The sequence below is a fragment of the Leptospira terpstrae serovar Hualin str. LT 11-33 = ATCC 700639 genome, from assembly GCF_000332495.1.
Taxonomy (GTDB): domain Bacteria; phylum Spirochaetota; class Leptospiria; order Leptospirales; family Leptospiraceae; genus Leptospira_A; species Leptospira_A terpstrae.
The window spans coordinates 573,994-588,236 of the sequence record NZ_AOGW02000006.1 but is presented as its reverse complement, the minus strand read 5'-3'; the positions used below and the strand labels follow the sequence as shown (position 1 = coordinate 588,236).

Here is a 14,243-nt window from a genome sequence, read left to right as displayed (position 1 = left end):
TTCGATTTTCATTTAGTCCTCACAAGTTCCCATGAAAATCAGAGTGGTTGATGACCTAAAAATATAGAGTTTCACTAACCAATTAGTTTCTTTGTTTTGAATAACAAATCCAATGCCGGTCAGTGATGGGTTCTAGATTTAATTTTGAGTCCAACCGAACAATCTCTAACATTTCTTTGACTTCTTCAATTCGATAAGCCGCCAGTAAACTATTATAAAAATCTTGTTTTAAAACTTCAGATTCTCCATTCGCATAACGATTCATTAGTTGATTGGCAATCCCAACTGAATCAGGGCGCATCAAATCAGAGATAAAGATAAAACTATCTTGGTGCATAGACCTTTGCACCGCTGCCCAAAATTCAAATGGATCATGTAAGTGATGCAATAATGAATTGGAAAATATTAAATCGTACGGCGATTCAGGAACAAAATCCTGAATGAGTTCTTTTTTAAAATCAATTTTATTGTTTCTTTTTTTTGGAACCAATGTATCGATACGCTTCTTACAAAAATCTAACATGAATTCGGAACCATCTAAAAATGTAAAATTCGCCATCGGAAATTGTAAATACAAACGAGAAGACATATCTCCAGGTCCACAACCTAGGTCTAAAATGGACTCAGGAGCAAAACGTAAGGGGATTCTATCTTGTAATTTACGAACGAGGAAAGAATGAGCCGATTCAAAATCGGCTTTGGCATAAGATTCTACTTGAGTAAAATCTTCCATAAGTTCTGGTTCAGGAATCCGAACCATGTGGTGAAAGGAAAAGTTTACAGATCGTTTCATTCTCTATTAAGGATAAAAATCACATGAAGAATATTTTTCTATCTATTCTTTTCTTTGTCTTTCTGACAAATTGTATGCTTACAGAAGGAATTGGAATTCCGACGTACGGTGCCATCAAAGGATCTGAAGCAAAAAAAAGAATTTCAGACGCGATTTTTGAAGCAGAATCAACTGCATCATCGTTTTGGTTGGCTCAGTCCGGAATGAAAGGAGGGCAAGGCCCCATTTCCCCTCTTCTGATCATCAATGGATTTTTAGCCAAAATCCTGTATTCTTACATTGCCACGATTGAAGATCAAGATTCGTTTATGGAATCTTCTGTTTTACAGTGCGAATCCGACATCAAAACCAAAGGAGCTTTGGTTTTGGGAAGTATCTATGATGGTTTAACAACTGTTGGGGGAGGGACTCGTGATGCGATCCTTTTACCTGAGTTTGCCTCCTGTGACTTAGAAAAAACAGGAAAAATCATTACTATAGAACCAATTCGTTTTTAAATGAGGAATCTTATGAAATCTACTTTCAATACACTATTATTATCTCTAATCTCGTTTTGTTTATTTTTCAATTGTCTAAAATCTGTTGAAACGGACAAAGATGCCAGGTCAATTCTATTGGCTGGTATTGTTGGTTCTTGTTTTACCATCGATTCTTGTTTTGATCAATATGCTAAAACTACTGATGAAGGTGCCAGTTTTCAAGTTTATGATCAATCAGGTAACAGAATTTATGCGAGACAATCCGTATTAGATTATAATACTTACCGGCCGATTGCTTCTGGTTCCAAATGGGTAACTGCCATTACCGCAATGCGAGCCATTGATTGTAATACCAACAGTGGAACTTTTGCAGGTTGTGGTACGGTCACTACAGGAACTTGTGTGACAGGTGGAGCCCTTTCACTCAGTAGAACCACAGGTGAAATTCTCGGATGGACAGGAACCAAAGGAACCATCACACTTCGTCAATTATTATCCTTTACTTCGGGTCTCAATGCAGGAGGCGGGAATGGATCTGGACAAGCCACTTGTATCTCTACATTGCCTGTGGGAGCCACTGGAACACAAAAGGATACTTGTGTTAATGAAATCCGTGACCAATCCACTGGGACACCAGGTGCCCTTTTCCAATACAATTCCAATCACATGGCAGTCGCACAACGAATGTTAGAGGTTTCATGTGCTAAAACTTGGGATACTTTGTTCACTCAACTCATCGTGACTCCACTTGGTTGGGATGCAAGCCAAGCTGTTTGGAGGGGAAATTATAGAACTTCAGAAGTTACTGATGGAAGTTTGTCTGGTGCCTTTGGTCTCTCCATTTCCCCAGAACACTATGCTCGAATGCTTAATGCACTGTTAACCAATGGAACTGCAAAAAATGCCGCAGGGGCCAATATCGCAAATTTTCTTTCTACAACATCGGTTACGGAAATTTTAGCAGACCAATACAATGGTGCAAAGATTGGTTACTCTCAATTTTCGGCTTTTGGTTATCGTTGGCAATATGGTCTAGGCAACTGGAGATTTTGTACTACTACGGATATTCCCTCAGAATGCGATCGAGACCTTATCTCTCATAGTATAGGAATCAACGGATTTTACCCATGGCTAGATAAAAATCGAAATTATATGGCCATCCTTGCTGTAAATAATATAGGAAGAAAAAATGGATTGAGTTTGTTACCAGCTTCATCAACCTCATTATTCTTTGCAGAAACAGTGAGACCACTCATTCACTTACAAATAGGCAGGTAACCCATGACAAAAAAACAAATCCTAATACTGACATTGATAGGAGTTTCCCTGCTATCAACTGTATCCTCTCTTTTCGCCCAATCACCAGAATGGTCGGAGTCCAAACGAAAAAAAGGAATTCAAGTTTTGACTCGTCCTTTTGTTGGTTCAAACCTAGATGAATTTTTGGGACGAACAGAAGTAGATGCATCCATTTCTCAAGTTGTTGCTCTATTAACAGATCCTGCTTCTTGCAAAAATCTTTACCATCAATGCAAAGAACTCACCGTTCTTTCGGGAACAGAGAAAAAATCTATTGTGTATCTTAGGAATGGTGCGCCTTGGCCAGTCAATGATCGCGATTTGATTATGGATCGAGGATTTGAACAAAACGAAAAATCATTAGCCACTGTGATGAAAATCAAACGTCTCGATTCTAATGCTCGCCCTGTTCCGTCTGGTGTCACTCGAATGGAAAACTTTGAAGGTGTTTGGCGAATCATTCCACAGACCAATGGAAAATTAAAAATTGAATACCAAGCCCATTTTGAACCAGGTGGATCCGTTCCACAATCTGTTATCAACTTAGTTTTAACAGATACTCCTTATGAATCTCTGCTGAATCTAAAAACGTTAGTGGATGAAGGAAAACATAAAGACACAAAGTTTGATTGGATCAAAGAACCTTCCAAAACGAATCCTAATTAGTTTTTCTCGTTATAAAAAATTGGTCTTGCAGTTTTACGTTTAACTGTTGTGCTGCGGGATCAAAATGAAGTTCGAAACCCATAACTCACAAAGTTCGAACCACAATTGGGATCTGGAGGGCAATAGAGTCCAAAAATACCAGACCTATGGTGCACTCGTAAAAACAGTTCTGTTTTTCTTTCAAATGGTAAGTAAGAACTGAATTCCACCATCATATAGTTAAGAAGCGCTCTTGATTCAATTGCATCTTTTTGTAACCCATCTAGATAGTATCCTTTTGCTTTATTTTCTAATTTTGGATTTTCAGACGCAAGAGACAAACCCTCACCTAACGATAAACTAATAGGAGAACCATACATTCGATCAATTTTAACAATATAAAAACCATTCACCTCCCAATGATTCATTTCACCAAAATGTTTGGTAACATTTCCTTCCCACAAAAAATCAAACCATCGAATTCGATAATCGAGTGGTCTTGAAATTCCCAAACTTCCTATATACGATTCTTTATAATCCGTCTTCTGACGAAACACAATAGGGATGAGGTCTGTCGTTGTAAAAATTCCGCCATAAAGTATAAGATTCCAATTTTCTTTTGGGATTGAAATTGAGTTCAGTTCTTTTAGCGGGATTACCGTTGAGAGAAACACAAAAGAAATAATAACTACGATTTTTCGAAACAAAGAATGAATGAGTTTCTGATTTCGATTCAAATGAAATTGGTCCTTTATTATGGCTGAAACCAATCTTGATTTCGTTTTTCCCATTCTTTTAACTGAGAATGGATGGAGTCATAATTTTGTAAGAACAAACGCCTTAAAAACATTTCATATTCCTTACAGTTGTCTGACTTTGTCTGCTCTAAGGATTCTCGTAATTTACTTGGTTTATCTAATGTACAATATTTTTGTATATGGGATGGATAACGATTCGAATTGAGGGCTGGGGCCACAATTGTAGAACCAGTTCCAATATAAAATGGCATTGGTGCCCAAATCGTTTCATAAGTGGATAAAAAGGAAATTCTATGAAGAGAATTTTCTCCCGAAGTCCAAACTAGTTCTGCTTCTGCCTCCATTGTCCCATAATACAACATAGTCAACGCAAGTAAACTGATTCCAATACTATAAAATGGTCTTTGGCTTTCTTTTCGGATGACTAACGTTAGATTGTCGATATTGGAAAGTTCAAATCCACGATCCCACCGAGGTAATTCATTCGGGTTTATAGGTTTTTCAATTTTTGGTTTAGGAGCATGGCTTGGATTTGGATCAGGAAGTGGAATCGTTGTTAAATCAGTAACATTTGCATTTTCATCCAGGAGGATAGCAGGTGGGACAGGAAAAACTTCATTAAATACTTTTGCTAAAACTGGATCTGTCGTGGTCCACCGTATGGAAATTATTTTTCCTTGAGTTAGTTTGGCTTCAGAACTTAGCTCGGGCATAGGAGTTTTACACGCGAATGTTATCATTAAGATTATAACAAAAACACAAAAGAATATTCGATTGCTCTTCACTGAATCTTTAAACTCCTATTTGGTAGAATTCCAAATTCAAATAAACACAACAATTCAATAGTTGGCAAAAAATAAAATTACAGTTAACACAGATAAGATTAATCTACTCGATTTAGACTCTAAAATTTTAATTTCCTCTTTGTTCATAAACTGATAGATTGTCCAAACTTTAATAGATTGCCGTCCAAATCGGAAACATAAAATTCCCTCATCCCCCAGGGTTGGTCCTTCAAATGAGCATTTTTATGGACAATTCCTTTACTTTTGTAATCTGAATACATGGAATCAATTCCATCTACATGGTAGTAAACGCTTGAATTTTGAGGAATGGATGGGTCATCGCATAACCAAAGATGAAGTTCAATTCCATCTTTTTCCAATAACAGAATATCATCATAATGTTTAAACGTTTTGAAACCTAAATTTACTTCGTAGAATTCCTTTGATCTTAAAAGATTCATGGATGGTAGTTGTGGTATTGATTTTTTGATCATGTTTCTCTCAGTGTAACCCGGAATCATTGAGTTGGTCTTCCAGTTTTATTAAATGTTTCAATAAAATGTCGGATTCATTTTTGTTTTAGATATAAAAAAAGCCCGAAAATTCGGGCTTTTTCCACATTCATCTTTGCCTTTCGGGTCGAACCTTTCCAGCAAAGACAAAATTTGTTTCTAATTAAGAAGCGAGTGCTTGGTCAAGTAGGTCTTTCGCTACAACGCGAAGAGCCATTACTTCTTCCGCACCTTCAAAGATCGAGAATACACGAGCATCCACAAAGTAACGAGATACAGGATACTCTTCCGCATAACCCATACCACCATGAATTTGCATTGCTTCTCTTGTCACCCATTCAGCAATTTTGGATGCATACAATTTTACAAGTGTAGCTTCCATTTGGCCTTTGTGTTCATCGAGTAGTGTTGCTACATAGTTAGTGTATTGGCGAGTTGCTTGGACAATCATTGCCATCTTCGCAATTTTGAACTTAGTTAAAGTATAATCGTAAATTGGTTTTGCAAATACTTTACGTTCTTGAGAATAACGAAGTGCTGCTTCGAGAGCTGCTTGCATTACACCATTGGCACGAGCTGCCGTTTGGATACGTCCACCAGCAAATCCTTCCATTTGGAAATAGAATCCTTTACCGCGTCCAGCATCTCCACCAAGAAGGTTTTCTTTTGGAACAAAGTAGTCTTCGAAAGATACTTCGTAAGAGTGCATTCCTCGGTATCCAATGGTTCCGATCGCTTTTCCTTGAATGGTTCCGCCACCGTCTTGTTTGTAACTGAATTCATGTCCATCAAAGGAAGGTTTTTCCGCAAGTAGGATGGAAAGACCTCTGTGTTTGAGACTTGGATCAGATTCTGTACGGCAAAGGATGAGAAGCAGGTTCGCATAACCTGCAAATGTACACCAAGTTTTTACACCGTTGATGACAAACCCACCGTCCACTTCTTTAGCTGTGACAGAAACGCCAGCAACATCGGAACCGTAGTTAGGTTCTGTAACCATAATCCCTGCAAATTTTTCGCCAGAGGCAAGTAGTGGTAACCATTTATTTTTTTGTTCTTCGGTTCCGCCTTTGAGGAGAGCCTTGGACATAATTTCTGGTCTTGTGATGAGGGATCCGGCAGCACCGAGGGAACCTCTAGAAAGTTCCTCTGTAACGACTAACATGGAAATGTTGTCTGGACGGTCATCAGGTTGGATTCCACCAAATTGTTCTGGAATACAAAGACCAAAACAACCCATGTCTTTGAGTCCATTGATGATTTCTTGTGGGATGAGGTCGTCATGTCTGTGGACATGTTCTGCATGAGGAACCACTACATTTTCAGCAAAATCTTTAAAGATTCCACGGAAGTTTTCATGGTCTTCAGAAAGTCCATACGCACCGAAGTGTCCAAGATCAACGATCTTGTCTACAATCGCTTCGTAGTTTTCCATTTTAGAGGCTGCTTCTACGAAAGTGTTGATTTCATCAGAAAAAAGTTTGGAGAATAGTTCTTGGTAAGTTAGTTCATACTCAGCAGGGCGCGCTGCGAGTTCTGAACGAATGTTGGATACAGTCTCAGCCGCAAAAGTAAGGGCCATTTTCTGTTCCATTTCTCCAGTTCCCTTGGAAGCATCCCAAGCATAAACGATAAAGTTCTCAGCAACACGTTGTTGAGCTGTCATCCAAGCCAATTGGTAAAACACGTGTTGCGTTTTGTCCATTTTGCTTACGGAAACTTTGCCGTTATCGGAATTTTTCTGAGCGAGTCGTTTGGTTACATCATTGAGGAGGGCGGCTTGAGCACTAAGAGCCTTCTCCGCCTGGGATTTTTCGAGTTTCACTGCCGTTGCGGTCATGTGTTTAACGTTCCTGCGGGTGGTTTTCTTCCACTATACGGAAGGAAAGTACCCTGTCATTTTCATTTTTAGACTAGGTTTTGGGTCGGGGAGGTCGAAACTGGACAAAAGAACGGAACTTGGAAAGAAATTATTGAAAGTCATAGGAATAGATCCTGGATCCCACCGAGTCGGATACGCCATTTTGTCCTTTCCTGAGGGCCTCCGTCGTAATCCTGAACTCCTTACCTACGGTACCATAGAAGTAGCACCCAAAACCCCTTCTCCCGACAATTTACTCCAAATACGCTTAGAACTTATGGATATCCTGACTGAATTCAAACCAGAGGCTGCGGCCGTAGAGGAATTGTTTTTTGTTCAGAATACCACCACAGGAATGAAAGTAGCGGAGTCACGTGGGGTGATTCTTCTATCCCTTGGTGAAAAACAAATTCCGGTTGTATCACTCACAGCCACTCAAATCAAAAAAGGAATTTCCACAAAAGGAAACGCTACCAAAAAAGAAGTTCGGGCAGCGATCCAAATGATTTTAGGATTTAAGGATCTGAAAGGCCACGATGACTCTTGGGATGCCATCGCTTGTGCCTTTGTCGGTCGGTCTTTAGTTTGATCCACTCCGAGCTTGGTTCATAGACAAAAAGATTTCATCCTTTTTCTCTCGACTTGCATTCGCTGAGACCGTAGAAAATCCTGTGGTGATTTCCAGATCTCCATTCTGTAATCCACTGATTACAGAATCAGCATATTCATCCAAATTCAGTCCCGCAGTATGCGTGTTAGGGATTCCTAAATCCGTATCCACCATAGGAGGGGAAACTTCTATGATTTTGATTGGCTCATTGCGAAATTGAAATCGCATTGTCAATGTGAAGGAGTGTAATGCTGCCTTGGTAGCACTATAAACCGGAGCATAGGCCAAAGGAATATGAGACAATCCGGAAGTGGTATTTAAAATCGCTGCATTTTTTCTTGCGAACAGATGTTTGGCGAATAACGTAGAGAGATGGATGGGAGCTCCCAAATTGATATCAATCTCTTTACCTAAGTCTGACCAAGGTTCCACCTCATTTAATTTAGGGTAACGTTGGATGCCTGCATTATTGAATAACACATTCAGCTCTGGATAGTCTTTGGTAGTTTCTAGAAACAAACGTAACCTTTCCTCAGGGCGTGAAACATCACAGAGGTAAGTCCCCCAATCAGGATGGGATTTTTTTAACTCTTCCATTTTCTTTGCGTTCGTTCCGCAAACTAGGATGCGGTTTCCGAGGTTAGAGAGTCGCTTGGCCAAAGCCAGTCCAATCCCACTCGTTCCGCCGGTAATCAATATTGTATTTCCATTCAGGTGCATTTTGTTGGTATTTCCTTACTTACATTTACAATATTATGTAAGTTACAAAAAGTCAAGTCCGTAAGTTTCAAAACTAACGTTTTTTTCATTTTGTAATTTCGAATTGACCCGGAATGGGTAAATCCGACCCTTTCCCTATGCCTCGGACTGGTCTCTCACCTTCGGAAATACAGGATAAAGCAGTGGAAATCGCCATCGACCAAATGCGTGCCAAAGGCTTTGAAAAGGTTCGTTTAGTGGATGTGGCCAAAGAAATGGGGATTAGCCACGCAGCCCTCTACTCTCATTTCCAAGACAAAACAGCACTTTTGGATGCCGTATCCGAACGTTGGCTTGTGAACCTGGACCAAAAACAGGATTTGTTAGTTTTAGAAAAACGAGATCCATTACAGAAGGTTCTCACATGGTTTCAAAATTTGCACCGGATGAAATTGGAAAAAGTAAAACTAGATCCCGAATTGTATAAGGCATTTGATATGGCGGCCGAACAATCCAAACCATTCATCCAAACTCATTTATCCAATATGCGAAATCAAATGTCGAAGTTAGTTACAGAAGCCATGGAGCAAAAAAAGTTAAAAAAGAAAGATGTAAAAATGGTCACAGAAATTCTTATTTCTGCAGGAACAGCTTTTACTCACCCAAAACTTGTGGCACAACATAGCGAAGAAAATCGCGAACCATTGTTACTACAAACGATAGAAGCAGTATTAAAAGGATTGGTTTGAAATGGTTATTAATATAGAAACTCACTTTGCCAGTAATTTTGAAACGATTACAAGTTATGTTATGCTTTCCAAAACATTAGATTACATTGCAAAACCAATGGTTGTTTTTGAGCCTGCAAATCCAAATGGATTTCCAGAGAATTGGAAAAATGGGGACTATTTGGCAAAAATGAAATTATTTGGGATCATACCATTTAGTAGCCAAACAATAGTTATCGAAAAAATTAAAGAAGCCAATCCAAATGAATTTATATTAAGAGATAATGGTTATAGTTCTCTCATCAACACTTGGGATCATTGGATTTTCATTCGAAAAACAAAAAATGAAAATTTAGTTAGATATATTGATAGGATAGAGATAAAAGCAGGTATTCTAACGATTTTTATAGTTATCTTTGCTAGTGTTTTCTATCGATGGAGACAGTTCCGTTGGAAAAAGTTGATCCGAAATCATTTTAAAGAATTAAATTGAATCTATCCTGCTAAAAATCTCGCGGTGTTCACATTGCGGATCGTCATAGACTTATATAATTTATGACTAATTAATTTTGCTAAATTGCTTTTGTTCACATTTACTTTTTTAATATTCCAGATGATAGCACCTTTGGTATAGCGAACATCCACAAATTCTTTTTTGAATGGTAGTTCTTCGATGATTTTTTTTGAATCTATTTCGGGAAACAAATAGGCAATGTCCGTTCGTTGCGTAGGATCATTTTGCCAATCCTTTGGGATGGCATCTGCAATTTTTTTCATTTCCTTTTCTGTCTTCACAAGAGTAGGGATTTCAAAATCAAAAGTTTTTTCAAAGGTCTTTGTGATTTTTGTGAGAACGGACTTTGTATCAAGATCTGATTCAAAAAGAATATTACCAGAATTGATATAAGTGGAAACTTCAGTATAACCTAAGGATTCAAACAGCCCCTTTAGTTTTTTCATTTCCACTTTTCGGTTTCCGCCGACATTGATTCCTCTAAACAATGCGATGTATTTCATGGCCTATGGCCTTGGACAAACCAAAAGAAAATCTTCAAACACTTGCGAAATCAAAAGTTTGTTTTTGAAAACAAGCCCAGTACTTCCTGCAGAAATTTCTGCTCCTTCGTTTGCATACACTTCCGTCACTTCTTTGTTTTCAGGATTGATTTTGAAAACGCGAGTGGGAGCTAAGTTGGTTCGGTTCATTACATGGCGAATGAATTTATAAGTAGAGTCGTGCGCTGCAAGCCAAAGGATTCCATTTTCATCTTCTAAAATATTATCTGGTCCTGCACCAATAGCAATGGATTCCAAATACTTTAATTGAATTTTTCCTCCAGTCCGTTCAACTTGATACACTCTTATCGCTTTTTCAGCAAACACAGATCTGTATAAAAGTTCTTCGTTTCCTTTTTTACGAATGTAGATTCCATTTCCAAGCATCACGGGAACATCCAATGCCAAAAAAGATTTTCCATCATAATAAGTTATGTCTGCCCGACCACTGCGAATGATCATATCCCAGTACTTTCGAAATGCATTGTTTGTTCCATTGTCATTCGAAGCAAAAATTTCACCTGCTTCATTCATGAAAATATCGTTAGGACTAGTCAGTGTAGGATCACTTAACGTTTTCTTATGGGTCCATTTGCCCGATTTTGAGCGCTCAAAGATTTCGATCGTATGTGGATTTTCATCTTCTAATGTATGGGAGATTACAGCTAAGGTATCGACTCCTTTCACTTTCGCATAACTAATTCCATGCGGTCTGAAGTTTTTTGGATAATCTGTTTCAATTTTTTTAGCTTCTAATTTTTGATTGGTATCTTGCATGGAAACTTCAAACAAAGCTCCAATATCTTTCAATCCATTTCGTCGTTCATGAGAAGATACAATCACTGTAGATGTATCTCGGATAAGATCTAGGTCTTCAGGGCCGGGAGTCCCAGAAATTCGTTCACAGCCAGCAATTGGCTTTTCCTGGATTTGACCACCGCAATCCAAAATCAGGAAAACGAGGGTAGAAATGGAAAGGAGAGTCCATAGAGTTTTTACGCGCATCCGACCATTTTGGTTCAGGATTTCAGATTCCTCCAGAAAAATCTTTCTAGACATTATTGTGCACTGCAAAATAATGGAACCATAAGGAGTAACATCCGATGAGCAATGTGGAAAACAAGCTTCAAGATATCGTAAATGCTGGGATTGGCGCCGTAAAGACTTCCAAAGAAGTTTGGGAGAAACTCGTCGTAGACCTGAACGAGAAAAAAAGCAAATTCGAAACAAACTTTCAAAAGTTAAAAGAACAAGGCGAAAGCGACACCAGTGACAATGCTTTAAAAGTAAAAATGGGTATTGCTTGGGGAATCGTTCGTTTTGACGAACTCAAAGACAACGTCGTTAAGTATTTGGACAAAGTCAAAGAAGGAAACGAAACAAAACCTTCTTAAGTTTTATTTTGTATATCACCATCCTGAATTTTCTTCCGGCAGGTTTGTTCGCAGGCCTGCTGGGTTTTTTAGGAATTGAACTTCTCGGAGTGACCGGATTTGAACCGGCGACCCCTTGCCCCCCAGACAAGTGCGCTACCGCTGCGCTACACCCCGCGTTCTAAATCCAAAAACCTTGCGATCCAAAACGGGTCAAGCCTTACTAATAGGAATTCAAATGCCTAGATTGTCTGGTGAAATTGCCCAGATAATTTGACCATGCGCAAATTTTTCTCGAGCCACATTGATAGCGATCGTAGATCCCGGTTGGAAAATTAAGTTCTCAGCAACGGTTGCATTTCCAAGAAGCCTTGCTGCAAAGTAAGTAATGTCTGGATTATGACCAACTAACAAAACAGTGTCGGAATTGGAAAAATTTACTAAACAAGAGATTATATCGGAACAACCTTTGCCAGCTGCGAGATCATCGGAAGCTAACATTTCCCCACCATATTTCAGTTCTTCAGATAGGATTTCGGCTGTGTGTTTGGTTCTTAGATAAGGACTATAATAAACTTGTTTGACTGCTAAGGCAGAGTTTTTAATGAACTTTCCGATTTTGTGAATGTCACTGACCCCTTTGTCTGTTAATTCCCTTTGGGAATCGGAAATGGCAGGAGTTGCATTTTCAGCCTCACCGTGACGAACCAAAATGATCTTCATAGTCTCTCCTAATCCCAAGATTGGAACCACGGACTAACGGAGAAACAAAAAATTAAGGAATTTCTTGCGAAAATGAATGATAGAGACATTCTAAGGAATATGACAGACAAACCCTACCGCAAAAACGTAGGCATGGTGGTTTTTAATTCATTAGGAAAAGTGATCGTAGGGGAGCGAATACAATTCCCAGGTTCTTGGCAGTTTCCACAAGGTGGCATTGATGATGAGGAAGATTATCTAGATGCCGCTAAACGAGAATTATATGAAGAACTTGGTATCAAAAAAGCAACCTATGTAACAGAATATCCTGATTGGATACCCTATGACTTTCCCAATTCACTTGGTCTTAATTCACACTTACAAAAATTTCGTGGTCAATTGCAAAGATGGATCCTTTTTTATTGGGATGGGACTTTGGAAGAATGTGATTTAGTTCACCACGAACAAGAGTTTTTGACCATCCAATTTATGGATATTGAAGAAACTATCCAAGCCGTTGTGGAATTCAAACGGTCCGTCTATGAAAAGTTTGTTCCTCTTTTTAAATCGGCCATCCAAAATTACATTGCCGAGAAATCAAAATCCAAGTAAGTTCAAGAAAGGAGACAATCTTTGGGAAAATCAGAAGAATCAAGAGCGAGAATTGTAATACGGGGAACTGTACAAGGGGTCGGATTTCGTTATTACATCCTCCAAAAAGCCCAAGAGATGAGACTCAAAGGTTATACTCAGAACTTACCTAACGGGGAAGTAGAAGCCGTTGTAGAAGGAGACAAACTTTTTATAGAAGATTTGTACAGAGCCATGCAACGAGGACCAACAAAAGCGAAGGTGAAAGATCACGTCATTGAATGGAGTGATCCCAAAAACCAATTCAGAACATTTTTAATTAAAAAATAACATGAAAAAACGAAGACTTGGCAAAACAGGTATGGTGGTATCCGAAATTTGTATGGGTACCATGACTTTTGGTTCCTCATGTAACGAAGATGAGGCGTTTCGAATATTGGATCGTGCTTATGATGCCGGAATCGATTTTTATGATACTGCAGAAATTTACCCAGTCCCTCCTCAAAAATCTTGGGTTCACAGAACCGAAGAAATTTTTGGTAAATGGCTAAAAACGAAACCTCGTGATGGAATCATCATCGCCACGAAAGTGGCAGGACCTGGTCACGGTTGGTTTAGTCCGCCACTGCGTGAGGGAAAAACAGCATTAGACAAATACCATACCCGTCGGGCCATTGAAGGTTCCTTACAAAGATTAGGTGTAGATACCATTGATTTGTACCAAACTCATTGGCCAGATCATGATATGGCATATGATGAAACCATGGAAGCCCTAACAGAATTGAAAGACGAAGGGAAAATCCGTTATGCAGGTTGTTCCAATGAAACTTCTTTTGGGCTTATGAAAAGTCTTTGGACTTCAGACAAACACAATCTCATTCGTTATGATTCCATTCAAAATAATTTTTCAATTCTAAACCGACGTTTCGAAGATGAGTTAGCACAAGTTTGCCGAAAAGAGGGAGTCTCCTTACTTCCTTATTCTCCACTTGCAGGTGGTGTTCTCACTGGTAAGTACAACGGATCTGTTCCGCCAGAAGGTTCACGGTTTGTTCGTTATATGGCCGAAGGAGAAAGACAAAAACGTATGGCCTCTCGTTTCTTAAATGAAAACACTTTAGCTTCCACAGTAGAACTGATGGCTATTGCAGAAAAATACGGAATGAGCTCCACTGTTTTATCTATTGCTTGGAGTAAACAACATGACTATGTTGCTTCTACTATCATTGGAGCCAATACAGTTTCTCAGTTAGAAGAATCATTAAAAGCAACTGATGTGGTTTTGTCAGAAGAAATCTTATCGGAAATCAATCTTGTTTCCAAAAAGATTCAATACCCCATGGGTTAAGGAA

The 14,243-nt window shown here is 38.9% G+C and carries 19 protein-coding genes and 1 tRNA gene; 10 read left to right on the top strand and 10 right to left on the bottom strand.

Annotation, left to right across the window (positions count from 1 at the left end; translation table 11 throughout):
• Positions 1-82: 82 nt before the first annotated feature.
• A complete protein-coding gene (locus LEP1GSC203_RS04785; RefSeq protein WP_002972623.1) occupies positions 83-793 on the bottom strand; it encodes a class I SAM-dependent methyltransferase in 711 nt (236 codons plus the stop codon).
• 23 nt (positions 794-816) lie between these two features.
• On the opposite strand from LEP1GSC203_RS04785, the gene LEP1GSC203_RS04780 reads away from it, so the two are divergent.
• From LEP1GSC203_RS04780 to LEP1GSC203_RS04770, 3 genes are read left to right on the top strand one after another with little or no spacing between them, the layout of a single operon-like run.
• Positions 817-1,290, top strand: a complete 474-nt coding sequence (locus LEP1GSC203_RS04780; protein WP_002972724.1) for a TIGR04452 family lipoprotein — start codon at positions 817-819, stop codon at positions 1,288-1,290.
• Positions 1,291-1,302: 12 nt separating this feature from the next.
• The gene (locus LEP1GSC203_RS04775) at positions 1,303-2,550 is read left to right on the top strand and encodes a serine hydrolase domain-containing protein (protein WP_002972150.1); all 1,248 of its coding nucleotides are present in this window, start codon (positions 1,303-1,305) and stop codon (positions 2,548-2,550) included.
• A gap of 3 nt (positions 2,551-2,553) precedes the next feature.
• Positions 2,554-3,237 carry an START domain-containing protein gene (locus LEP1GSC203_RS04770; protein ID WP_002972534.1) on the top strand — a complete coding sequence of 228 codons (684 nt, stop codon included), beginning with the start codon at positions 2,554-2,556 and terminating at the stop codon, positions 3,235-3,237.
• Between the two features lie 59 nt (positions 3,238-3,296).
• On the opposite strand, the gene LEP1GSC203_RS04765 is transcribed toward LEP1GSC203_RS04770, so the two are convergent.
• The 4 genes from LEP1GSC203_RS04765 to LEP1GSC203_RS04750 all read right to left on the bottom strand — a co-directional run bounded on the left by LEP1GSC203_RS04765 (position 3,297) and on the right by LEP1GSC203_RS04750 (position 7,111).
• Positions 3,297-3,953: a hypothetical protein gene (locus LEP1GSC203_RS04765; protein ID WP_002972414.1), complete on the bottom strand. Its 657-nt coding sequence runs from the start codon at positions 3,951-3,953 to the stop codon at positions 3,297-3,299.
• 17 nt (positions 3,954-3,970) lie between these two features.
• Entirely contained in the window at positions 3,971-4,687 is a 717-nt protein-coding gene (locus tag LEP1GSC203_RS04760; protein WP_002972462.1) for a hypothetical protein, read from the bottom strand.
• A 215-nt stretch (positions 4,688-4,902) separates the two neighbouring features.
• Positions 4,903-5,280: a bleomycin resistance protein gene (locus tag LEP1GSC203_RS04755; protein WP_002972577.1), complete on the bottom strand. Its 378-nt coding sequence runs from the start codon at positions 5,278-5,280 to the stop codon at positions 4,903-4,905.
• A gap of 154 nt (positions 5,281-5,434) precedes the next feature.
• A complete protein-coding gene (locus LEP1GSC203_RS04750; protein WP_002972248.1) occupies positions 5,435-7,111 on the bottom strand; it encodes an acyl-CoA dehydrogenase family protein in 1,677 nt (558 codons plus the stop codon).
• Between the two features lie 133 nt (positions 7,112-7,244).
• Between LEP1GSC203_RS04750 and LEP1GSC203_RS04745 the strand changes: the two genes are divergently transcribed.
• Positions 7,245-7,721 carry a crossover junction endodeoxyribonuclease RuvC gene (locus tag LEP1GSC203_RS04745; protein ID WP_002972239.1) on the top strand — a complete coding sequence of 159 codons (477 nt, stop codon included), beginning with the start codon at positions 7,245-7,247 and terminating at the stop codon, positions 7,719-7,721.
• Here LEP1GSC203_RS04745 and LEP1GSC203_RS04740 read toward each other — a convergent pair.
• Positions 7,713-8,462, bottom strand: coding sequence for an SDR family oxidoreductase (locus LEP1GSC203_RS04740; protein WP_002972376.1), 750 nt, complete (start codon positions 8,460-8,462; stop codon positions 7,713-7,715). The genes LEP1GSC203_RS04745 and LEP1GSC203_RS04740 overlap by 9 nt on opposite strands.
• Before the next feature lie 137 nt (positions 8,463-8,599).
• On the opposite strand from LEP1GSC203_RS04740, the gene LEP1GSC203_RS04735 reads away from it, so the two are divergent.
• The gene (locus LEP1GSC203_RS04735) at positions 8,600-9,190 is read left to right on the top strand and encodes a TetR/AcrR family transcriptional regulator (protein WP_039937243.1); all 591 of its coding nucleotides are present in this window, start codon (positions 8,600-8,602) and stop codon (positions 9,188-9,190) included.
• A gap of 1 nt (position 9,191) precedes the next feature.
• Complete coding sequence (locus tag LEP1GSC203_RS04730; RefSeq protein ID WP_002972832.1) at positions 9,192-9,662, top strand: hypothetical protein; 471 nt, start codon at positions 9,192-9,194, stop codon at positions 9,660-9,662.
• A 2-nt stretch (positions 9,663-9,664) separates the two neighbouring features.
• Here the strand turns inward: LEP1GSC203_RS04730 and LEP1GSC203_RS04725 are convergent, their stop codons facing one another.
• On the bottom strand, positions 9,665-10,186 hold the full coding sequence (locus LEP1GSC203_RS04725) for a DUF1697 domain-containing protein (protein WP_002972520.1): 522 nt from the start codon (positions 10,184-10,186) through the stop codon (positions 9,665-9,667).
• Positions 10,187-10,189: 3 nt separating this feature from the next.
• A complete protein-coding gene (locus LEP1GSC203_RS04720; protein WP_002972610.1) occupies positions 10,190-11,284 on the bottom strand; it encodes a hypothetical protein in 1,095 nt (364 codons plus the stop codon).
• A gap of 44 nt (positions 11,285-11,328) precedes the next feature.
• Between LEP1GSC203_RS04720 and LEP1GSC203_RS04715 the strand changes: the two genes are divergently transcribed.
• Entirely contained in the window at positions 11,329-11,619 is a 291-nt protein-coding gene (locus LEP1GSC203_RS04715) for an LIMLP_16025 family protein (protein WP_002972751.1), read from the top strand.
• A gap of 84 nt (positions 11,620-11,703) precedes the next feature.
• On the opposite strand, the gene LEP1GSC203_RS04710 is transcribed toward LEP1GSC203_RS04715, so the two are convergent.
• Positions 11,704-11,775, bottom strand: a tRNA-Pro gene (locus LEP1GSC203_RS04710).
• Positions 11,776-11,832: 57 nt separating this feature from the next.
• Complete coding sequence (gene sixA, locus LEP1GSC203_RS04705; protein ID WP_002972386.1) at positions 11,833-12,321, bottom strand: phosphohistidine phosphatase SixA; 489 nt, start codon at positions 12,319-12,321, stop codon at positions 11,833-11,835.
• A 72-nt stretch (positions 12,322-12,393) separates the two neighbouring features.
• Between sixA and LEP1GSC203_RS04700 the strand changes: the two genes are divergently transcribed.
• The 3 genes from LEP1GSC203_RS04700 to LEP1GSC203_RS04690 are packed head-to-tail and all read left to right on the top strand — an operon-like array spanning position 12,394 to position 14,239.
• A complete protein-coding gene (locus LEP1GSC203_RS04700; protein ID WP_002972859.1) occupies positions 12,394-12,912 on the top strand; it encodes an RNA pyrophosphohydrolase in 519 nt (172 codons plus the stop codon).
• A gap of 21 nt (positions 12,913-12,933) precedes the next feature.
• The gene (locus LEP1GSC203_RS04695; protein WP_002972948.1) at positions 12,934-13,221 is read left to right on the top strand and encodes an acylphosphatase; all 288 of its coding nucleotides are present in this window, start codon (positions 12,934-12,936) and stop codon (positions 13,219-13,221) included.
• Position 13,222: 1 nt separating this feature from the next.
• Positions 13,223-14,239: an aldo/keto reductase gene (locus tag LEP1GSC203_RS04690; protein ID WP_002972246.1), complete on the top strand. Its 1,017-nt coding sequence runs from the start codon at positions 13,223-13,225 to the stop codon at positions 14,237-14,239.
• Positions 14,240-14,243 lie beyond the last annotated feature (4 nt).

Excerpts from the sequence above, each read along its gene's own strand:
- LEP1GSC203_RS04785 (WP_002972623.1), bottom strand. The coding sequence starts at position 793 with ATGAAACGATCTGTAAACTTTTCCTTTCACCACATGGTTCGGATTCCT.
- LEP1GSC203_RS04780 (WP_002972724.1), top strand. The coding sequence starts at position 817 with ATGAAGAATATTTTTCTATCTATTCTTTTCTTTGTCTTTCTGACAAAT.
- LEP1GSC203_RS04775 (WP_002972150.1), top strand. The coding sequence starts at position 1,303 with ATGAAATCTACTTTCAATACACTATTATTATCTCTAATCTCGTTTTGT.
- LEP1GSC203_RS04770 (WP_002972534.1), top strand. The coding sequence starts at position 2,554 with ATGACAAAAAAACAAATCCTAATACTGACATTGATAGGAGTTTCCCTG.
- LEP1GSC203_RS04760 (WP_002972462.1), bottom strand. The coding sequence starts at position 4,687 with ATGCCCGAGCTAAGTTCTGAAGCCAAACTAACTCAAGGAAAAATAATT.
- LEP1GSC203_RS04755 (WP_002972577.1), bottom strand. The coding sequence starts at position 5,280 with ATGATTCCGGGTTACACTGAGAGAAACATGATCAAAAAATCAATACCA.
- LEP1GSC203_RS04750 (WP_002972248.1), bottom strand. The coding sequence starts at position 7,111 with ATGACCGCAACGGCAGTGAAACTCGAAAAATCCCAGGCGGAGAAGGCT.
- LEP1GSC203_RS04740 (WP_002972376.1), bottom strand. The coding sequence starts at position 8,462 with ATGCACCTGAATGGAAATACAATATTGATTACCGGCGGAACGAGTGGG.
- LEP1GSC203_RS04735 (WP_039937243.1), top strand. The coding sequence starts at position 8,600 with ATGCCTCGGACTGGTCTCTCACCTTCGGAAATACAGGATAAAGCAGTG.
- LEP1GSC203_RS04730 (WP_002972832.1), top strand. The coding sequence starts at position 9,192 with ATGGTTATTAATATAGAAACTCACTTTGCCAGTAATTTTGAAACGATT.
- LEP1GSC203_RS04725 (WP_002972520.1), bottom strand. The coding sequence starts at position 10,186 with ATGAAATACATCGCATTGTTTAGAGGAATCAATGTCGGCGGAAACCGA.
- LEP1GSC203_RS04720 (WP_002972610.1), bottom strand. The coding sequence starts at position 11,284 with ATGTCTAGAAAGATTTTTCTGGAGGAATCTGAAATCCTGAACCAAAAT.
- LEP1GSC203_RS04715 (WP_002972751.1), top strand. The coding sequence starts at position 11,329 with ATGAGCAATGTGGAAAACAAGCTTCAAGATATCGTAAATGCTGGGATT.
- sixA (WP_002972386.1), bottom strand. The coding sequence starts at position 12,321 with ATGAAGATCATTTTGGTTCGTCACGGTGAGGCTGAAAATGCAACTCCT.
- LEP1GSC203_RS04700 (WP_002972859.1), top strand. The coding sequence starts at position 12,394 with ATGAATGATAGAGACATTCTAAGGAATATGACAGACAAACCCTACCGC.
- LEP1GSC203_RS04690 (WP_002972246.1), top strand. The coding sequence starts at position 13,223 with ATGAAAAAACGAAGACTTGGCAAAACAGGTATGGTGGTATCCGAAATT.